The sequence below is a fragment of the Sphingomonas kyeonggiensis genome (assembly GCF_030812785.1).
GTDB classification, from domain to species: domain Bacteria; phylum Pseudomonadota; class Alphaproteobacteria; order Sphingomonadales; family Sphingomonadaceae; genus Sphingomonas; species Sphingomonas kyeonggiensis_B.
On sequence record NZ_JAUSTJ010000002.1, the window covers coordinates 215,617 to 233,954 of the forward strand.

The 18,338-nt window shown below is 66.4% G+C and carries 16 protein-coding genes and 2 tRNA genes; 7 read left to right on the top strand and 11 right to left on the bottom strand.

What is annotated here, in order from left to right; translation table 11 throughout:
* Window positions 1-38 precede the first annotated feature (38 nt).
* The 6 genes from J2W22_RS10590 to aroA all read right to left on the bottom strand — a co-directional run bounded on the left by J2W22_RS10590 (window position 39) and on the right by aroA (window position 5,681).
* Window positions 39-125 (bottom strand) — tRNA-Leu (locus tag J2W22_RS10590).
* A gap of 52 nt (window positions 126-177) precedes the next feature.
* On the bottom strand, window positions 178-456 hold the full coding sequence (locus J2W22_RS10595; RefSeq protein ID WP_116838546.1) for an integration host factor subunit beta: 279 nt from the start codon (window positions 454-456) through the stop codon (window positions 178-180).
* 178 nt (window positions 457-634) lie between these two features.
* Complete coding sequence (gene rpsA / locus J2W22_RS10600; protein ID WP_307118226.1) at window positions 635-2,347, bottom strand: 30S ribosomal protein S1; 1,713 nt, start codon at window positions 2,345-2,347, stop codon at window positions 635-637.
* Between the two features lie 327 nt (window positions 2,348-2,674).
* Window positions 2,675-3,313, bottom strand: a complete 639-nt coding sequence (locus J2W22_RS10605; RefSeq protein WP_307118227.1) for a (d)CMP kinase — start codon at window positions 3,311-3,313, stop codon at window positions 2,675-2,677.
* A 59-nt stretch (window positions 3,314-3,372) separates the two neighbouring features.
* On the bottom strand, window positions 3,373-4,359 hold the full coding sequence (locus tag J2W22_RS10610; RefSeq protein ID WP_307118228.1) for a proline iminopeptidase-family hydrolase: 987 nt from the start codon (window positions 4,357-4,359) through the stop codon (window positions 3,373-3,375).
* Window positions 4,356-5,681 (bottom strand): 3-phosphoshikimate 1-carboxyvinyltransferase, encoded by a 1,326-nt coding sequence (gene aroA / locus J2W22_RS10615; RefSeq protein ID WP_307118229.1) that lies wholly within the window; start codon window positions 5,679-5,681, stop codon window positions 4,356-4,358. The genes J2W22_RS10610 and aroA overlap by 4 nt, the downstream gene beginning before the upstream one ends.
* Window positions 5,682-5,783: 102 nt before the next feature.
* On the opposite strand from aroA, the gene J2W22_RS10620 reads away from it, so the two are divergent.
* The 5 genes from J2W22_RS10620 to J2W22_RS10640 all read left to right on the top strand — a co-directional run bounded on the left by J2W22_RS10620 (window position 5,784) and on the right by J2W22_RS10640 (window position 11,482).
* Entirely contained in the window at window positions 5,784-6,104 is a 321-nt protein-coding gene (locus tag J2W22_RS10620) for a TIGR02300 family protein (protein ID WP_307118230.1), read from the top strand.
* A gap of 83 nt (window positions 6,105-6,187) precedes the next feature.
* A tRNA-Ala gene (locus J2W22_RS10625) sits at window positions 6,188-6,263 on the top strand.
* Window positions 6,264-6,771: 508 nt separating this feature from the next.
* A complete protein-coding gene (locus J2W22_RS10630) occupies window positions 6,772-6,993 on the top strand; it encodes a hypothetical protein (RefSeq protein WP_307118231.1) in 222 nt (73 codons plus the stop codon).
* A 94-nt stretch (window positions 6,994-7,087) separates the two neighbouring features.
* On the top strand, window positions 7,088-11,260 hold the full coding sequence (locus J2W22_RS10635; RefSeq protein WP_307118232.1) for an RHS repeat domain-containing protein: 4,173 nt from the start codon (window positions 7,088-7,090) through the stop codon (window positions 11,258-11,260).
* Window positions 11,261-11,482, top strand: coding sequence for a hypothetical protein (locus J2W22_RS10640; RefSeq protein ID WP_307118233.1), 222 nt, complete (start codon window positions 11,261-11,263; stop codon window positions 11,480-11,482).
* A gap of 23 nt (window positions 11,483-11,505) precedes the next feature.
* Here the strand turns inward: J2W22_RS10640 and J2W22_RS10645 are convergent, their stop codons facing one another.
* The 3 genes from J2W22_RS10645 to J2W22_RS10655 form a co-directional block, all read right to left on the bottom strand.
* On the bottom strand, window positions 11,506-11,631 hold the full coding sequence (locus J2W22_RS10645; protein ID WP_307118234.1) for a hypothetical protein: 126 nt from the start codon (window positions 11,629-11,631) through the stop codon (window positions 11,506-11,508).
* 98 nt (window positions 11,632-11,729) lie between these two features.
* The gene (locus tag J2W22_RS10650) at window positions 11,730-12,512 is read right to left on the bottom strand and encodes an HAD-IIA family hydrolase (RefSeq protein WP_307118235.1); all 783 of its coding nucleotides are present in this window, start codon (window positions 12,510-12,512) and stop codon (window positions 11,730-11,732) included.
* 107 nt (window positions 12,513-12,619) lie between these two features.
* Entirely contained in the window at window positions 12,620-13,261 is a 642-nt protein-coding gene (locus J2W22_RS10655) for an HD domain-containing protein (RefSeq protein ID WP_307118236.1), read from the bottom strand.
* A 109-nt stretch (window positions 13,262-13,370) separates the two neighbouring features.
* Here J2W22_RS10655 and J2W22_RS10660 point away from each other — a divergent pair, with 109 nt between their 5' ends.
* The gene (locus J2W22_RS10660) at window positions 13,371-14,342 is read left to right on the top strand and encodes a GlxA family transcriptional regulator (RefSeq protein WP_307118237.1); all 972 of its coding nucleotides are present in this window, start codon (window positions 13,371-13,373) and stop codon (window positions 14,340-14,342) included.
* A gap of 6 nt (window positions 14,343-14,348) precedes the next feature.
* Here J2W22_RS10660 and J2W22_RS10665 read toward each other — a convergent pair whose 3' ends face one another.
* Together J2W22_RS10665 and J2W22_RS10670 are read right to left on the bottom strand one after the other, a co-directional pair.
* Window positions 14,349-16,277, bottom strand: a complete 1,929-nt coding sequence (locus J2W22_RS10665) for a sensor histidine kinase (protein WP_307118238.1) — start codon at window positions 16,275-16,277, stop codon at window positions 14,349-14,351.
* Window positions 16,264-16,944 (bottom strand): response regulator, encoded by a 681-nt coding sequence (locus J2W22_RS10670; protein ID WP_307118239.1) that lies wholly within the window; start codon window positions 16,942-16,944, stop codon window positions 16,264-16,266. The genes J2W22_RS10665 and J2W22_RS10670 overlap by 14 nt, the downstream gene beginning before the upstream one ends.
* A 213-nt stretch (window positions 16,945-17,157) precedes the next feature.
* Between J2W22_RS10670 and J2W22_RS10675 the strand changes: the two genes are divergently transcribed.
* Window positions 17,158-18,318 (top strand): helix-turn-helix transcriptional regulator, encoded by a 1,161-nt coding sequence (locus J2W22_RS10675; RefSeq protein WP_307118240.1) that lies wholly within the window; start codon window positions 17,158-17,160, stop codon window positions 18,316-18,318.
* Window positions 18,319-18,338 lie beyond the last annotated feature (20 nt).

The window sequence follows — 18,338 nt, forward strand, 5'->3', positions numbered from 1 at the left end:
GCTCGCCCCTGCGCCGAGCGAGGATGCGCACTGGAATATGGTGCGGACGGCGGGACTCGAACCCGCACGCCCCGAGGGGCAGAAGATTTTAAGTCTCCGGCGTCTACCGGTTCCGCCACGTCCGCATGCTCCCCACGCAAGCGCATGAGGCCGCCAGCGTCAAGCGGTGCAGCGCGCTCAAACGTTGAGCTTGATGCGCATTTCCTTGCCGGGCTTGAAATAGGGGACGCGCTTGGCGTCGACTTCGACCGTCTCGCCCGTGCGCGGGTTGCGGCCGGTGCGCGCATCGCGGGCGCGGGTGGAGAAGGCGCCGAAGCCACGCAACTCTACGCGACCATCTTCCTGCAGGCGCCCGACGATCTCGTCGAAGAAGACCGACACGATCTTCTCGACCTCACGGACCGAAAGGCCCGGATTGTCCTGCACGAGCAACTGAACCAGTTCCGAGCGGATCATCCGCAACCCTCCCTTTGCGCACGCGGATCTGCGGACTTCCCCGCGCGAGCGCCAATCCCAGTTGAGGTTCTCTAGCCCCGTTCAGCAACCTGCATCAACCCGCAGATTGCTATTAACCTATGATATTCGGGAATAATCGAAAACGGGGAGCGGTTTTGCCGCTCCCCGTCCCGATGTCTTAGTTCTTCTCGTTGCGGGCCTTGAGGGCCTCGCCGAGAATGTCGCCCAGCGACGCGCCCGAATCGGACGAACCGTACTGCGCCACAGCCTGCTTCTCTTCGGCGATCTGCATCGCCTTGACCGAGAAGGTCGGCTTCTTCGAACGATCGAAGCCGGTGACCATCGCGTCGAGCTTCTGGCCGACGGCGAAACGCTCCGGACGCTGCTCGTCGCGGTCGCGGCCGAGATCGGTGCGCTTGATGAAGCCGGTCGCGCCGTCTTCGCCAACCTGCACTTCGAGGCCCGCGTCGCGGACTTCGAGGATGGTCACGGTGACGACCTGGTTCTTGTTCAGGCGGTCGGCCGAGGTGGTCGAACCGGCAGCGGCGACGCCGCCACGCTCGAGCTGCTTCATGCCGAGCGAGATGCGCTCCTTGTCCGGCTCGACGGCGAGAACGATGGCCTTAACCACCTCGCCCTTGCGGTGCAGGTTGAGCGCGTCCTCGCCCGAGATGCCCCAGGCGATGTCCGACATGTGGACCATGCCGTCGACGTCGTTGTCCAGGCCGATGAACAGGCCGAACTCGGTGGCGTTCTTGACTTCGCCCTCGACTTCGGTGCCGACCGGGTGGGCAGCGGCGAAGGCTTCCCACGGATTGCCCTGGGCCTGCTTGAGGCCGAGCGAGATCCGGCGCTTCTCGGCGTCCACCTCGAGAACCACGACTTCGACTTCCTGCGAGGTCGAGACGATCTTGCCCGGATGCACGTTCTTCTTGGTCCAGCTCATCTCCGAGACGTGGACCAGGCCTTCGATGCCCGGCTCCAGCTCGACGAACGCGCCATACTCGGTGATGTTGGTCACGCGGCCCGACAGCTTCGCGCCGACCGGGTACTTGGCGGCGGCGCCATCCCACGGATCGCTCTCGAGCTGCTTCATGCCGAGCGAGATGCGCTGGGTGTCGCGGTTGATGCGGATGATCTGCACCTTCACCGTGTCGCCGATGTTCAGCATCTCCGACGGGTGGTTGACGCGCTTGTAGCTCAGGTCGGTGACGTGCAGCAGGCCGTCGATGCCGCCCAGGTCAACGAACGCACCGTAATCGGTGATGTTCTTGACGACGCCGTCGATGATCTGGCCCTCGGCCAGGCTCTGGATGAGGCCCGAACGCTGCTCGGCGCGGGTCTCTTCGAGCACGGCGCGGCGCGACACGACGATGTTGCCGCGCTTGCGGTCCATCTTGAGGATCTGGAAGGGCTGCGGGATGTCCATCAGCGGGGTGACGTCGCGCACCGGGCGGATGTCGACCTGCGAGCCGGGGAGGAAGGCCACCGCGCCCGAGAGGTCGACGGTGAAGCCGCCCTTGACGCGGCCGAAGATGACGCCTTCGACGCGGGCCGACTTGGCGAATTCGGTCTCGAGCTTGTCCCAGGCGGCTTCGCGGCGGGCGCGGTCGCGGCTGAGCATCGCTTCGCCGTTCGCGTTCTCGACGCGGTCGACATAGACTTCGACTTCGTCGCCGACCTTGAGGTCTGCCTTCTGGCCCGGCGCGGCGAATTCGCGCAGCGGCACGCGGCCTTCGGACTTGAGGCCGACGTCGATGACCGCGAGGTCGTTCTCGATGCCGGTAACGGTGCCGATCACGACGCGGCCTTCGAAGCCGTCTGCCTGACCGAGGGTCTGTTCGAGGAGGGCCGCGAAATCGTCGCGGCTCGGATTTGCCGTAGTGGCCATAAGAGTTTCAGTTCCTAACAATGTTTTTCCGGCCAGTCGGTTGGGTCCGACGGTCTTTGGGCCAGAGTCGCCGCGGCGGCCGATCGCCGGTCGCGGCATCCGTCGCGCAGGAGCAAGCGGAGGAAGGACTAGCCGCCGGTGAAAGCGAAAAGGGCGCGTGAGAGTCAAACTCTCCGCGCCTTCCTCCGCGGGCACTGCCCGTCGGACGGGCGCGCCTTAGCGGAAACCGCCTTTTCCCGCAAGCATTGCGAAGTGCGTGCGGGATGCGGCGTGCGGGCTTTGGGCCGGAGCGGACGCCGCTCGATCGTCTGAGGTCCGGTGCGCCGCTCAGGCCGGCGTATCGGCGGTTCTCGTCTTGCTCTCGACGATCGCGATCGCGCGCTGCACGGCGGCGTCGATCGAGAGGAAGCTGGTATCGAGCAGCGCCGCGTCGGGTGCCTGGAGCATCGGCGCCTCGGTCCGCTTGGAATCGCGCTCGTCCCGCGAGCGGATATCGGCGAGCACCTTGTCGAGGCTGGTGAGCACGCCGTTCTTGCGCAGCTCGAGATGGCGGCGCTGGGCGCGGATCATCGGGGTCGCCTTGACGAACAGCTTCACGTCGGCGTCGGGCGCGATCACCGTGCCGATGTCGCGCCCGTCGAGCACCGCGCCGCCGGGCTGGCGGGCGAACTTCTTCTGCCGGTTGAGCAGGGCGGCGCGAACCAGGGGGTGCGCGGAGACGACCGAGGCGACCTTGCCGACCTCGTCGGTGCGCAGCCAGGGATCGTCGAGCAGATAGTCCTCGAAGCCGCAGGCGGAGACGGCATCGGCTTCGCGCGACGGATCGAGATCCTCGCGCAGCACGGTGGAGGCGACGGCGCGGTAGAGCAGCCCGGTATCGAGATGCGGCAGCCCGTAATGCTGCGCGAGGGCGCGCGCGATGGTGCCCTTACCAGAGGCTGCCGGTCCGTCGACTGCGATGATCATATGCTTGAGCGTTCGCGGCAGGCGGGCGCGGCGTCAAGCGATTCGGCGGGGAATCGCCATCAAATATCGTGGCGGGCCATCCAGTTGCGCAGCAGGGCGAGATAGGCTTCCGGCTGGTCGGAGAGGATCGAATGCGCCGATCCCATGACCTCGCGGAAGGTCGATCCGGGGACCTGTCTCGAAAACCGGGATACGGTTTCCGGGCGGGCTTCGTCATATTCTCCGCATACGAACAGGGTTCTGGGCCCATCCAGCCTCTTCAGCAGCGGTTCGCCGTCATAATCGCGCAAGGTGCCGGTCGAAACGAACTCGGCCTTGCCCCACATCCGGTGATAGAGCGTGTCCCCGGCATCGCGCGGCGCCCGGGCGCGATATTCGGCGATGCCGTCGGCGCGCTGCGAGCGGATGACATGGCGGCGGTAGAAATCCCAGGTCGCCGATTCGCACACCGCTTCCGGCGGCGGGGCGGCGGTGTCGCACTTCTCCAGCGTGGTGCGCGCCTCGGCCGGCATCTGCGAGCGGAGCAGGTTTGCGTCGGCGAGCCAGCTCCTGGTGGAGACGAGCGGGGATTGCACGATCAGGCTGGCGGTATCAGGCCTCCGCCGCGCGCCATATTCGATCGCCAGCGTGCCACCCCAGCTGCCGCCGCCGACATGCCAGCGGGTGATGCCGAGCGCGTCGCGAATCCGATCGATCTCGTCGACGAAGCGGCTGACCTTCCAGTTCGTCGGATCGAGCGGGGCATCCGAGCGGCCGCTGTCGAGCTGGTCCCACAGGATCACCGCGCGCTCGCCGGCAAGGGCGGTGAGCGGGAGAAGCCCGGAATGATCGCCGCCCGGGCCGCCATGCGCATAGATCAGCGGTGGAAGCTTGCCCTTGAGGTCGCCGTTCACCCGGACATAGACGCTGCCGCCCTCGACCGGGACCATCAGCTCCTTGTCCGGCGCGAACCGGATGTCGCTGCCGGCGATCCGTGCCCAGGCGGGCAGGGCGATGGCGCCGGCGGCAAGGCCGCCGAGGAAAGCGCGGCGGCCGATGAGGGTCATGCGGTCAGGCTGTCCAGCACGTCGAAAAAGGCGGGGTAGCTGGTCTGCACCGGCGCGACGTCGTCGATCGCGATCGGCGCCGCGGCGGCGAGGCCGGCGACGGTCATGCTCATCGCGATGCGGTGGTCGAGCTTCGACACCGCAGCGCCGCCACCCGGGATCGGCGCGCCGCCGGTGCCGGTGATCGCCAGGCCATCGTCAAACTCCTCGAGCACCACGCCATTGGCCTCGAGCGCGGCGCGCATCGTCGCGATCCGGTCCGATTCCTTGACGCGCAGCTCATGCGCGCCGCGCGCCACGGTACGGCCCTCGGCGACCGAGGCGGCGACGAACAGGATCGGATATTCGTCGATCATGCTCGGCGCGAGCTCGGGCGGGACCTCGATCGCCTTGAGCGGTGCGTGGCGGACGCGCAGGTCCGCCACCGGCTCGCCGCCGACTTCGCGCGAATCGACCGCCTCGATCGACGCGCCCATCATACGGAGCGCCTGGATCAGCCCGGTGCGGGTCGGGTTCATGCAGACATTGGCGATGGTGATGTCCGATCCCGGCACGATCGACGCGGCGACCATCCAGAAGCCGGCCGAGGAGGGGTCGCCCGGCACGACGATATGCTGGGGCTTGAGCTCGGCCTCGCCGCGGATCGAGATGATCTTGCCCTCGGGGCTGTCCTCGACGGTCAGCTCGGCGCCGAAGCCCTTGAGCATGCGCTCGCTATGGTCGCGAGTCGGCACCGGCTCGATGACGCGGGTGATGCCCGGGGTGTTGAGGCCGGCGAGCAATACCGCCGACTTCACCTGGGCCGAGGCGACCGGGAGCGTGTAGGTGATCGGCACGGCGGGATTGATGCCCCGCAACATCAAGGGGAGCCGGCCGCCCGGGCTGGCGGTGATCTCGGCGCCCATCTGGCTGAGCGGCTCGATCGCGCGGCCCATCGGGCGGCTGGAAAGCGAGGCGTCGCCGGTGAAGGTCACGGTGATCGGATGGCTGGCGACAAGACCCATCAGCAGGCGCGTCGAGGTGCCCGAATTGCCCATGTCGAGCGCGGTCTCGGGCTGGAGCAGGCCGCCGACACCGACGCCGCTGACGGTCCAGACGCCGTCTTCGCCGCGGTTGATCGTCGCACCCATCGCGCGCATCGCGGCGGCGGTGGCCAGCACGTCCTCGCCCTCGAGCAGCCCTTCGATCCTGCTTTCGCCGACCGCGAGCGCCGAAAACATCAGCGAGCGATGGCTGATCGACTTGTCGCCGGGAACGGTGACTCGGCCCTTCAGCGGACCACGGGAGGAGACGGCGAGCGGGCGGGGCGTGGCAGTGGACATAACGCGCGGCTTTGACAGCGCCCTTGCGGCATGGCAAGGCGCCCACCACTTTCCGGGACAACATCCCGAAATCCGAGATTTTGAAAGGCGAAGAGGCAACACATGGTGAAGCCGGAATGGGGCACCAAGCGCGCGTGCCCGAAGTGCGGTACCCGTTTTTACGATCTGACCAAGGACGAGCCCGTCACCTGCATCAATTGCGGGTTCTCCTGGGATCCGGAGCCGATCCTGAAGTCGAAGCAGCCGCTTCCCTTCGAGATGATCAAGAAGGACGGCGAGAAGCCCGAGACCGAGGACGGTGATCTGGGCGACGAGGATCTGGACATCGGCGAGGACGAAGAGCCCTCGGCCGACGACGACGTTGATCTGGGCGGCGACGACGACCTGGGCGTCGAGACCGGCGGTGACGACGAAGAGCAGTAATTTGCGGGAAAATGGCAGGGGTCGAAAAAAGGCCCTTGCCAGACCCGAAGGGCCCATCTAGAGGGCCCGTCTCCCGAGGAAATGGGGCCGTAGCTCAGCTGGGAGAGCGTCGCAATGGCATTGCGAAGGTCAGGGGTTCGATCCCCCTCGGCTCCACCATTCCCCCAAAAAATCTGATCCAGAATCGACCCCTTGCGGGGCCCCCCGGCAATCCGCCGTTCAGTCTGGTCCCTCGGCGACTCGCGCTGCGGTGAGGTGAACCGCGACGGAGGCCGGCGCCGACGATGCTCGGGTAACCATCCTGAATCTGTCGCACCGGCGAGCTGCAATCCGGCACGCATTGGCGTCCAAGACCATTTGAAGCGATGTGCGCCGTATTCGACAGGCGCCGCGGCAGGGTTGGAGCAACGCTGGGCAGACTGCGTGGCGCATCTCGTATCTTTCTGGATTTGCCGCCACCGTTCCTGGTCTCGCTGGTGAAACTACCGGATAGCCGATGCCGGCAACGCTCGAACAACCGGGTCCAGGTCACTGAAATGGCTAACATTAACAAAATTTCATTTGAGTCTGCTCCGCGGATTGGAGTTGACTGAGGCCGCGGACGAGATTGCGGGCATCGGGCGAGGAACCACTCGCCAGGGCGATCTGCCGCAAAGGGGTGTGTGGCGTGGCTGGAAAGATATTGATCGCGACGGTGCTGCTTGTCGGAACACCCTCGCTCAGTAGCGCATCCGAAACGGTAACCTACACCTATGACGCGAGAGGCCGGCTGGTGAAGGTCGAGCACTCGGGCACCGTCAATAACGGCGTCAAGGCCGAGTACACGCTCGACAAGGCCGACAACCGCAAGAACCTCAAGGTCACCGGATCTCCCAATCCCGCGCCCTGATCGCGCGCGCTTGTTTCCTCTCTGATTGCCGCGGTTGCGTCCCCGACAAAAAGGGTACGCGACAGACCCTCACGCACATCCTTTCGGAGCGATGATGACCCGCAAAAACATGACGCTGCGCGCGAAGCGCCTTGGCCTGCTCTGCGCATCGACCATTCTCGGTGCGGGGCACCTGGTGCCGGCGATGGCCCAGACGACGCCGCCGATCCATGTCGATGTCGACGAGAATGGTGTCGATCTCGTCAGCGGCAACTATGTCACCAGCCTCACCGAGGGGGCGATCGGTAGCGGCGCAGGACAGCTTGCCTTCGTCCGCACGCGCAACAGCAACGGCGGTTGGTACGACGACTGGACGGGGGGACTTGCGCTGCGAACGGTTGGCGGCGTGACGACGGCCTATGTGATCCGTGGGCAAATCTCGGACGCTTTCTCGATAAGCGGCAGCACCTACACGTCCCTGACCGGGGATGGCGCGACATTGGTCGCGACGACCACGGGTTATACCTACACCGCGTCGGACGGCACCAAGACGGAGTTCACCTCGCGCGGCGTGGGGAAGTTGAGCGGCGGCTATCCGGTGCAGGGATATGCCTGCACCCAGCTCTCCGACTTCTCCTGCAGCATCCCGACCAGCGTCACCAGGCCTGACGGGATGAAGTTCAACATCAACTATGGCTGGGTGCAAAAGTGCACGAGCGGGTCGGGACCCAGCTGCACCGCGGGCATTTCCTTCTATCGTCTGCAGAGCGTGACGAATTCGGCCGGCTATGGGTTCACCGTAAGCTACCAGACCGACACTGCGGGCAATTTCTCCGCACCGCAGACCGCCTGGTACCAGAGGACGTCGGTGGCGTTCTCCAACAGCAACCAACCGCCTGTTGCCGCGCCCACCATCACCTATCTGAACCCTGTCCAGAACTTCGGCGATTTTACCGACCCGGCTGGCCGAACCTGGCGGTTCACAGGGAGCGGTCAGCTGACCGGAATCCAGCGCCCGGGCGCCGCGTCGAATTCCACGACCATCGGCTATAGCGGCACGCCGGCCTATGTTTCCTCGATCACGGTCAATGGCGTGACCACCAGCTATCTGCGGAACGTCAATGGCTCCATTGCGACAACGACCGTCACCGATGCGCTTTCGAACCAGAAGATCGTGGAGGCAGACCTGAGCAAGGGGCGGGTGATCAACATCACCCAGGTCATGGCATCGGGCAACCTCGTTACACATTTCGATTACGATACGAGCAGCCGCCTGACTGCGGTCACCTATCCCGAAGGCAACAAGGTCCAATATGGCTATGACGGCCGGGGCAATCTCACCTCGACCACGCTCAAGGCCAAGCCGACGGTGGGTGGTGCGGATATCGTCACGACCGCCAAATATGCGGACAGCTGCAGCAACCTGGTGACCTGCAACAGCCCCATCTGGACCAGGGACGCGAAGCTCAACCAGACCGATTATGCCTATGACCCGACGACGGGGCAGCCAACCTCGGTGACGTCTGCCGCGGCAACGGCGGGGGGCGTGCAGCCGCAAACCCGATATAGCTACTCGTCGGTCGCGGGCGTCTCGATGCTGACGGGCGTCTCGGCCTGCGGCACGACGGGCAGCTGCGTCGGCGGTTCCGACGAAGTGAAGGCGACGATCGCCTATAACAGCAACCTGTTGCCGACGACGATCAGCAAGGGGGCGGGCGACGGAAGCCTGACCGCGACGCAGACCGCGACCTATGACAGCTCCGGCAACCTCCTTTCCGTCGACGGACCGCTGGCGGGAAGCGATGACACCACCACGTTCCGCTACGATGCGGCGAACCGCCGCGTGGGTGTCATCTCCCCGGATCCGGACGGTGCAGGGCCACGACCCCGCAGGGCGCAGCGGACGACGTACAATAGCGACGATCAGCCGACGCTGGTCGAGGCTGGAACCGTGGCCGGGACCGGCGATGGCGACTGGGCTGCCTTCTCCAGCCAGCAGCAACAGGTTTCGACCTATGATTCCAATGGCTTCAAGACCAGGGATGACGTGACCGCGGGGGGCGGGACCTATAATGTCACGCAGTACAGCTACGATGCCGCGGGGCGCCTGGACTGTACTGCGGTTCGGATGAACAGCGCTACCTGGGGCTCCCTTCCCGCTGCCTGCAGTCCGGCGACGACCGGCGCGGCGGGACCGGACCGGATCACGCACAATGTCTATGACGCGGCGGCCCGGGTCACCAAGGTCCAGACGGCCTATGGCACGGCCGATCAGGCGGACGAAATTGTGACCGCCTATACCGGCAACGGCAAGGTCGCGAGCGTCACCGACGGCGAAGGTGGCAAGACGAGTTACGAGTATGACGGATTCGATCGGCTCTCGAAGGCCTCCTATCCGGTGACCACGCAGGGCGCGGCGACGAGTTCGGCGAGCGATTACGAGCAGCTGGGCTATGACGCTGCGAGCAACGTCACCTCGCGCCGCCTGCGGGACGGTCAGACGATCACCTATGGCTATGACAACCTCAATCGCGTCGCCAGCAAGGTGACGCCGAACGTCGCCTATCTCGATTGGGACGTGGCCTATAGCTACGATCTGCTGGGCCGCCTCACCAACGCCACCGGCAATGGCTATGCGGTCGACGCGTTCACCTATGACGCGCTTGGGCGTATCGTGAACGAGCAGAACTACAACGCCGGCACGCTCCATGCCTATGACCTTGCGGGGCGCGAGACGCGGATGACCTGGAGCGACGGCTTCCATGTCGATTACGACTACAACCTGACCGGAGAGGTCACCGCGATCCGCGAGAATGGCGCGACTTCGGGTGCCGGCGTGCTTGCGACCTATGGCTATGACGACCTTGGCCGGCGTACGAGCGTCGCCCGCGGCAACGGCACCAGCACGAGCTATGGCTATGATGCCGTGTCGCGGCTTTCGTCCCTGAGCCAGGACCTGGGCGGCAGCGCCTATGATTTCACCAACGGCTTCACCTATAATCCGGCAGGCCAGATCGACGCATCGACCCGCCCGAACGATGCCTATGCCTGGACGGGGCACTACAATGTCGATCGTCCCTATTCGATCAACGGCCTCAACCAGGTGACGGCCGCCGGCGGCACCTCGCTGGGCTATGATGGCCGCGGCAACCTGACCGCTTCGGGAAGCTCGAGCTACGACTATACCTCGGAGAACCGGATGTCGTCCGCGCCCGGCGTCACGATGGTCTACGAGCCGGCCGGCGGGCAGCTGCTGCAATATTATACCGGCCCCGCCGGGGACACGCGCTTCGCTTGGGCCGGCAGCCGGATGACGGCGGAGTACAACTCGACCAGCGGGACGATCCTGCGCCGCTATGTCTGGGGTCCCGGGACGGACGAGCCGGTGGTTTGGTACGAAGGGTCCGGTACGGGCGACCGTCGCTGGCTCCATGCGGACGAGCGCGGTTCGGTTGTGGCCGTGACCGACGGCTCGGGCAATGCGATCGGCATCAACCGCTATGACGAATATGGCATCCCGGCCGCGGGCAATATCGGGCGCTTCCAATATACCGGGCAGGCATGGATGCCCGAGCTCGGGCTCTATTACTACAAGGCGCGGATGTACTCGCCGACGCTTGGTCGCTTCATGCAGACCGATCCGATCGGGTACGGGGACGGGCTGAACTGGTACAATTATGTCAAATCGGACCCGGTGAACCGATTTGACCCGACCGGCACCTGCCTGAAGGGCACTGCCACCATCGACGAAGACGGAAACGTCAGGATCGTGGCCGTTCCGGTGTATCCGGGACCGTGCGAGAATGGATCCGCCGGCGCCTTCCCCCGGCCGCACGGTGGCGCCCCGTCCAATCCCGGCCCGTCCGGTGGAGGCAAGCCCAATCGGCCAGCGCCGCAGAATGCCGCCCCACTGATTTGCAGTGCCGGAGCGTTTCAGTTTCGAGGCCAGGAAGTCGATGCTGCCGTGGGGGGCGGACTCGTGGGGGTCATTACCGAAGAGGATACAAGGGATGGAACCTCGGTCGGTGTGCTGACGGAAGGATGGCTGGGAGGGGAGGCCCTGTCCGGTGGCGGAGGGTTGATCGTCGGAACCAACGGAAAGGCGCCCAGCGTGAGCGGCTTCGGCTTTGGGGGCCTGTCACTCAGCGCTGGTCCGCTCGCCGGACTGCAAGTGGGCCTGATCGGCAACCCGTTCACCGGCACGCTCGGCATTTACGTGGAAGGGCATCTCGGTACCACGGCCTATGGGGCAGGCGGGTATGTCCAGCACTCCTGCGGGGGGGAGTAAGTGTTCCACAGCCCCTATCCCGGTGACATCGCTGTGATCGGGATAGGCCTTGTCTGCGCAGCGCTCACGCTGCGAGCAGGCTTCAGGCTGGTGTTTGTCGAACTGCCGGTTTCAGAACGAAAGAAGGAGTTCACGGGAGTGCTCCTCTTCGCAGGATGGGTGGGGATCATGACGTGCCTGTTCCTGTATCACCATCATCAGATGGGCATATCAGGCGCCTGACGATCGGAACGCTTCGCCGGCGATCAGGGCCAGACATGCGCGAGCAGCGCCGTGACGCCCAGCAGGTTTATCGCCGCACCGGTTGCGAGCCTGAGGTTCGCCCGGATGGTCGGGGCGCGGTGTTCCGCGGCATCTCTATTCTCGATCATGCGGGAAATATGATCGACGCCGCCTCGCTCGTCTCGCGGGGAATATCGGTGAGACTGATCTGCCGAGGCGATCAAAGGGGCATGCCCCAAGCGATGCGCTAGATCAGCGGCACCACGTCGGCGATCGTCTCCAGTACGTGCGTCGGGCGATAGGGGAAGCGCGGGATATCACCCGGGCGCGTAGAGCCGGTCAGCACCAGCACGGTCTCGAGCCCGGCCTCGATGCCGGCGACCACATCGGTGTCCATCCGGTCGCCGATCATCACCGTGCTCTCCGCATGCGCCTGGATGCGAGTCATCGCGCTTCGGAACATCATCGGATTGGGCTTGCCGATGAAATAGGGCTGGGCGCCGGTGGCCGCGGTGAGCATCGCGGCAATGGCCCCGGTCGCCGGGAACGGGCCGTCCGGGGACGGCGAGGTCACATCGGGATTGGTGACGATGAAGCGCGCGCCGCCCTCGATCAGGCGGACGGCCCGGGTGATCGCATCGAACGACAGGGTCCGCGTCTCGCCGAGCACCACATAGTCCGGGTTGGTATCGGTGAGCGTGTAGCCGGCTTCGTAGAGCGCGGTGGTGAGCCCGGCCTCGCCGATCGCGAAGGCGGTGCCGCGCGGCTGCTGCCGCGACAGGAAGTCCGCCGTCGCCAGCGCGGAGGTCCATATCGCCTGTTCGGGAACGACGAGCCCGGCGCGTGCGAGCCGTGCGGCCAGGTCGCGCGGCGTGAACATCGAATTGTTGGTGAGGACGAGGAACCGCCGCTCGCGCTCGACCAGCCGGGCCAGGAAGGCAGCTGCGCCGGGCAGGGCATGCCCTTCATGGACGAGCACCCCGTCCATGTCCGTGAGCCAGCATTCGGCGGTTCGCCTGTCGTCAGCCATGCCGTTCCTCTTCGATGCGGTCACCCGCCGGATGATCGGCGCGGTGCCGCTTGTCGAGCAGAAACGCGAGCAAGGCCATCCTGCTTGCGGCGGGTCTGCGCCCTGCCTCACCCCGCCCAGCGCGAGGACCGGATCACCTGGCAGAAATTGCCGCGGTGGAAGTGCGGCTCCTTGTCGGCGATGACGTCCGCCTTGACGTTGCCGAAGGTCGTATCGGGCTTGTTGCGGATGCCCTCGTAAAAGGCCTGGATGATGTCCTCCTTGAAGGCCGGCGTGCGGGGGAAGGCAGTGACCACGGCGTCGCGCTCGGCCGCGCTATATTCGCCATAGGTCAGGCCGAGCACGTCCATCTCGACGCCGGCCGTCACCAGCGCGACCACGGGATGCATGTGCACCGGAATCCCGGGCGTGGTGTGCAGTGCGATCGCGGTCCAGACGGTATAGACATCCTCTTCCGGCACGCTGTGTTCGCGCAGGAAGGCGCGCGCACCATTGGCGCCATCGACCTCGAAGCGCTCCTGCGGGCTGGCATGATCCGGCATGAGCCCCAGGTCGTGGAACATCGCGCCGGCATAGAGAAGTTCGCGGTCGAACAGCAGGCCGCGATGCAGCCCGGCAAGCGCGCCGAAATGGTAGACTCGGCTGGAATGGTTGAAGAGCAGGTCCGTCTCATTGTCGCGGACGAACTCGGTGATGGCCCGGGCAAGTTTGCTGTCGGGGATCGCGGCGGCGGGATCGATCATCGGCATCTCGAACTCCTTTAGGAGGGGAGACGAGGAGATAGCGTGCACGCGCACTGGCATGTTCATACGGAAATAGGATAATCCTGCCAAAGCCGGGAACGAACGGACACAGGCAATGGCGGCACGCACGATAGGAATGGTCGCGATGAACGGCGTGCAGCTGCTCGACGTGTCGGGACCGGCGGACGTGTTCGCGGAAGCCAATGTGCAGGCGGGGGAGCCGGTCTATAGCATCCGCGTGCTCGGAAGCGCGCCGGGGACGATCGAGGCGTCGTCAGGCATGCGCATCGTCGCCGACGAGGTGCTGGGTTCCCCGGCCAGCCTCGGTCTCGACACGCTGCTCGTGGCGGGCGCCCCGCATCTGCATCGCCGCGCTCGCGATCCCGAACTCTATGCGCGGCTGCGCGCCATGGCGGAAGCGGCGCGGCGCTATGGCTCGGTCTGCACCGGCGCGTTCCTGCTTGCCGAGACGGGCCTGCTGGACGGGCGCCGGGCAACCACCCACTGGGCGCTTGCCGAACGCTTTGCCGAGCGCTTCCCCGCCGTCCAGCTCGAGATGGACGCCATCCATGTGCGGGACGGGCGGCTGCGTACCTCCGCGGGGGTGACGGCGGGCCTCGACCTTGCCCTGTCGCTGGTCGAGGAGGACCTGGGCAAGGAGATCGCGCGCAGCGTCGCGGCCCAGCTGGTGATGTATTTCCGTCGGCCCGGTGGCCAGCTCCACTATAGCCGGAACCGCCAGGGGAGCCCGGTGGGGCGAAGCATCCTGCAGGAGGTGCAGCGCTGGGTGATCGCCCATCCCGACGCGCCGCACGATGTCGCCAGCCTTGCGGCACGCGCCGGCATCAGCCCCCGGCATTTCGCCCGGCTGTTCCACGAGGAAGTCGGCGCGACGCCGTCCTTCTGGGTGGAGGGCGTGCGGATCGAGGCTGCCCGGCAGCTGCTCGAGGACGGGGTGCCGCCCAAGCTCGCCGCGGCGCGCTGCGGCTTTGCCGAGGGCGAGACGTTTCGCCGGGCCTTTCAGCGGCGGCTGGGCGTCACCCCGGCGGCCTATCGGGCCCAGCATCGGCGGGCCGGGCAGGGCTGACAGGCTTCAGGCCATCGCCTGGCTGGCGCCGCGCTGCATGCCTTCGACCGGCAGCAGCAGCGTGAAGCGCGTGCCGCGGGGGCTCGATTCCATCTCGACCCGCCCGCCGATCACTTCGGCGCGGCGGGCCTGGTTGCCCAGGCCCCGGCCCGGGCCGGTCGCCGCCACGTCGAAACCCTTGCCATTGTCCGCCACGCCCACGCAGACGCAGCCGTCGCGCACCCCGGTGGTGACGGTGATCTCGGTCGCGCCGGCGTGCTTGATGACGTTGGTGAAGGCCTCCTGCAGGATGCGCAGGATGTGGAGCGAGTGGCGCTGGTCGAGCCAGGCGAGCGGCGGCACGTCGCGCACGTCCCAGCGCAGGCGGATGCCGGTCGATTCGAGCCGGGGCTGCAGGCGGAAGCGCAGCGTGCCGAGGAGCAGCAGCAGGTCGGTCTCGACCGGCTCCATCGAATCGATGGTGAGCTTGAGGTCGTCGATGCAGCCCTTGAGCAGCTGGGCGATGTCGGCCTCGTCGATATGGCCGTGCTCGACCATGCGCAGCGTGCTGACCAGCGACGAGCCGAGCCCGTCATGCATGTCCTGCATCAGCCGCTGGCGTTCCTGGAGAAGGACCTCGCGCCGCTCGATCTCGCGCAACTTCTGGTGGCTGGCGGTGAGCTCGGCCTCGCGCTCGGCGAGGCTGCGGGCGAGCACCACGTTGGATTCGGCCACTGCCTTCATCGCCTTGAGGTAGCGGCTCAGCATGATCTGGCAGAAGACGATGATCAGCGAGATCTGGGCGTAGAAGGAGACGAACAGGCTCTCGATGTCGATGATGTTGTTCTGGAGCAGCATGTCGCGCCCGCCGAGGATGAAGGAGAGCAGGCCGCAGATCGCGAGGCCGGCGCCCTCCAGCGTGCCGGCGCGGCGGCTCCAGACGATGTGCAGCGCGAAGGTGACGGCGCCGACTGACACCATGGTGATGTACATCAGCGGCGAGATGATCGTCGCGTCGGTCGTGCCCTCGAACAGCGGCAGGGTGATCCCGCCGAAGCCGATGCACATCAGGGTGATGACCCAGGTCAGCGCGCGGACATGGTGGCGGTGCAGCGCGGTGAGGAAGAGGTGCGTGATCAGCACCGCCCAGCCGACCGAATTGACCGTGATCCAGCCGAACCAGGCGTCGGAGATCGGCAGCCGGTCCGCGCCCATATAGGCATGCATGACGCGCAGGAACGTCACCAGCGTCATCACCGAATAGAGCAGATAGAGCGTCTCGCTGCGGGTACGCAGCCAGATCAGGAAGGCGAACACGCCGGTCGCGAGGAACAGCGCCGAGCTGATATAGGGCAGCTCGGCCTGGAAGAAGGCGCGCATGTAGTAAGCCGCGCCAAGCTGGCGGTAATCGCCGATCCACAGGGTGGAGAGCGCGCCGCCGATGCCGCGGACATGGCGGATGCGGATCAATATGTCCCTGGGCGGGGTGCTCTCGGCGGCTTCCTCGAGCGGGATCCAGAGCGGGCGGTTCGAGCCGTTCCACTGGAGATTGGCATGGGTCTGATAGAAGAGCCGCCCGTCGATATAGATTGCCAGCTCGCCATCGGTCTTCCAGCGCGGGATGTAGATATAGGAATGGGGCGGCGCGGCGTGCTGGGGGCCGAGGCTGAAATGATACCAGCTCGTCCGGGTGGGCAGCTTCCCGCCGTCGCCGGCGCCCGGCACCATCTTGGGGCGCGGCGCATGAGGGAGGGCGACCTGCTGCCACTGGCCCTGCAGCGCGTGCCAGTCCTGGGTGCGTGGCGGCGGGGGATAGCCCTGGGTGTCCTGCACCAGCAGATCGGCGCCGGTCAGGTGGATGCCCTGGGGCCGCGATCCGTAATAGCAGGCGAGCAGGACCAGCAGCGCCAGCCCGGAATAGAGGAGAAAGGCCCGCAGCGTCCTAGAGGATGCCATGGTTGCGGGCCTCGAAGATCGCCTCGGCCTTCGAGGTGACCTCGAGCTTCTGGTAGATGCGGCGGACGAAGGTCATCACGGTGTTGCGCGAGACCTGCATCAGCTCGGCGATCTCGTCATAGCTGAAGCCCTTGGTGATCAGCTCCAGCGCCTCGCGCTCGCGCGGGGAGAGCGGGGTGGCGATCGGGGTCACCTCGGCCAGCGTCGCCGCGGCGGGAACCGGCTCGGCGGGACGGAAGCGCAGCAGGATCTGGCGGGCGATGCGCGGGCTGATCGGGCTGCCCCCGGCATGGAGCGCGCGGATCTCGTCGGCGATCTTCTCGGCCGAGCTGTCCTTGAGCAGATAGCCCGCCGCGCCAGCCTCGATCGAGGCGATGACGTGCTTCTCGTCGGCAAAGGTGGTGCTGACCATGATCCCGCAATCGGGCCAGGCGGCATGGGCGTCGCGGATCACGTCGATCCCCGATCCGTCGGGCAGGCCGAGATCGACGACCAGCACGTCGAGTGGGTCGCCGGCCAGCATCTTGCGCGCCTGGGCGACATTGTGCGCCATGCCGACCAGCCGCATGTCCTCCGAACTGCCCACCGCGGCGGCGAAGCTGTTCTGGAAGGCGATGTCGTCCTCGACCAGCGCGACCTTGAGCCGGGAGGGAGCGGAATCGGCCATTCGGGCATCCTGGAGCGGTCCGCGCCCCGGTGCGCGGCGATCGGAAGGGCGCGCAGCTGCGCCCGGCTTCTTCGCCTTTACCATCGGTTTCGCCTCAGGCCTGTCCCTAGAAATAGCGACATACGCAATATTTCGGGCTCGTTACAATTTGTTCCGGAAGCCCGCCTGGGTTAATCGCGCATTTCCCAGGTCAGGCAAAACAAGAGTCGCGCCATGCCAAGCCCGGAACCCTTGACCCCGATGCTCGTGGCGGAGCTGGTCGGCGGCATCTACGAGGCCGCGCTCGATCCGTGCCTGTGGCAGCGGCTCGTCGACCGGATCGAGTCGATCTATCCCGAGATGACCGTGGCGCTGTTCAGCCATGAGAGCCTCGTGCCCTCGGCGGCGCTCAACGTGGTCGCGAATTATCCCGAGGCTGCGCTGCGCGACTATGCGGCCTGGCACTTCTCGACCAGCCCCTATGTCGACTTCGTGCCGCGCAACCGGGTCGGCAATCCGGTGCGGAGCGAGGCGATCATCCGCGACGAGGAACTCTACCGCACCGAGCATTACAACGACTTCATGCGCCCGCACGGGATCGGCCGCCACGGCACGGGCATGGTGCTCGAGCGCGAGCCCGGCGGCTGGGCCTCGCTGTCCTTCGCCGATCGCTGGAACGATGCCGACCGGCGCGCGCACCAGATGCAGCTGCTCCACCTGCTCGCTCCGCATTTCAGCCGCGCGTTCAAGCTGCGGCGCACGCTGATGGACATGCGCTCGGCCGGCATGGCCTCGCAGACGGTGTTCGACGGCTGGATGCACGCCGCCTTCGTGCTCGACCGCGAAGGGCGGACGATGACGATGAACCGCAAGGCGGAGGCGCTGGTGGCGTGCGGGGAAGGGATCACGCTCAGCCGCTTCGGCCAGCCGCGCAGCTTCGACGACAGGAGCAGCCGCGCGCTCGACGAGGCGTTCGCCAGCTGCCGCGCCGGTGCGGATGCGCCGATGACGGGCGGGGACCTGCCCGGCGTGATGCTGCCGCGGCGCTCGGGCGGGGCGGCGCTTCATGCGATGTTCTGGCCGGTCGCCAGCGCCGCCGGTTTCGGGCTGCCGAGCCTGCCGGGGCAGGTGCTGCTCGTCGTCTCCGATCCCGACGACACCCCGCCGGGCGCGGTCGCCTGGATCGCGCGCCGCTTCGGCCTGTCGCCGGCCGAGGAGAAGCTGGCCGATGCGGTGATCGCCGGCGTGCCGCTGGGGGAGGCGGCGGAGAGACTGGGCATCCAGCTCTCGACGGCGCGCACCCGGCTGAAGACGATCCAAGCCAAGACCGGCTGCCATCGCCAGATGGATCTGGTGCGGCTGGCGATGTCGGTGCCGACGATCCGGCCCGTCTGACGAGCGCCTAAGGGCGCGCG

What these genes read in the sequence shown, in the direction of transcription:
- J2W22_RS10595 (WP_116838546.1), bottom strand. Translation starts at nt 456, where the DNA reads ATGATCCGCTCGGAACTGGTTCAGTTGCTCGTGCAGGACAATCCGGGC.
- rpsA (WP_307118226.1), bottom strand. Translation starts at nt 2,347, where the DNA reads ATGGCCACTACGGCAAATCCGAGCCGCGACGATTTCGCGGCCCTCCTC.
- J2W22_RS10605 (WP_307118227.1), bottom strand. Translation starts at nt 3,313, where the DNA reads ATGATCATCGCAGTCGACGGACCGGCAGCCTCTGGTAAGGGCACCATC.
- J2W22_RS10610 (WP_307118228.1), bottom strand. Translation starts at nt 4,359, where the DNA reads ATGACCCTCATCGGCCGCCGCGCTTTCCTCGGCGGCCTTGCCGCCGGC.
- aroA (WP_307118229.1), bottom strand. Translation starts at nt 5,681, where the DNA reads ATGTCCACTGCCACGCCCCGCCCGCTCGCCGTCTCCTCCCGTGGTCCG.
- J2W22_RS10620 (WP_307118230.1), top strand. Translation starts at nt 5,784, where the DNA reads ATGGTGAAGCCGGAATGGGGCACCAAGCGCGCGTGCCCGAAGTGCGGT.
- J2W22_RS10635 (WP_307118232.1), top strand. Translation starts at nt 7,088, where the DNA reads ATGACCCGCAAAAACATGACGCTGCGCGCGAAGCGCCTTGGCCTGCTC.
- J2W22_RS10645 (WP_307118234.1), bottom strand. Translation starts at nt 11,631, where the DNA reads ATGATCGAGAATAGAGATGCCGCGGAACACCGCGCCCCGACCATCCGG.
- J2W22_RS10650 (WP_307118235.1), bottom strand. Translation starts at nt 12,512, where the DNA reads ATGGCTGACGACAGGCGAACCGCCGAATGCTGGCTCACGGACATGGAC.
- J2W22_RS10655 (WP_307118236.1), bottom strand. Translation starts at nt 13,261, where the DNA reads ATGCCGATGATCGATCCCGCCGCCGCGATCCCCGACAGCAAACTTGCC.
- J2W22_RS10660 (WP_307118237.1), top strand. Translation starts at nt 13,371, where the DNA reads ATGGCGGCACGCACGATAGGAATGGTCGCGATGAACGGCGTGCAGCTG.
- J2W22_RS10665 (WP_307118238.1), bottom strand. Translation starts at nt 16,277, where the DNA reads ATGGCATCCTCTAGGACGCTGCGGGCCTTTCTCCTCTATTCCGGGCTG.
- J2W22_RS10670 (WP_307118239.1), bottom strand. Translation starts at nt 16,944, where the DNA reads ATGGCCGATTCCGCTCCCTCCCGGCTCAAGGTCGCGCTGGTCGAGGAC.
- J2W22_RS10675 (WP_307118240.1), top strand. Translation starts at nt 17,158, where the DNA reads ATGCCAAGCCCGGAACCCTTGACCCCGATGCTCGTGGCGGAGCTGGTC.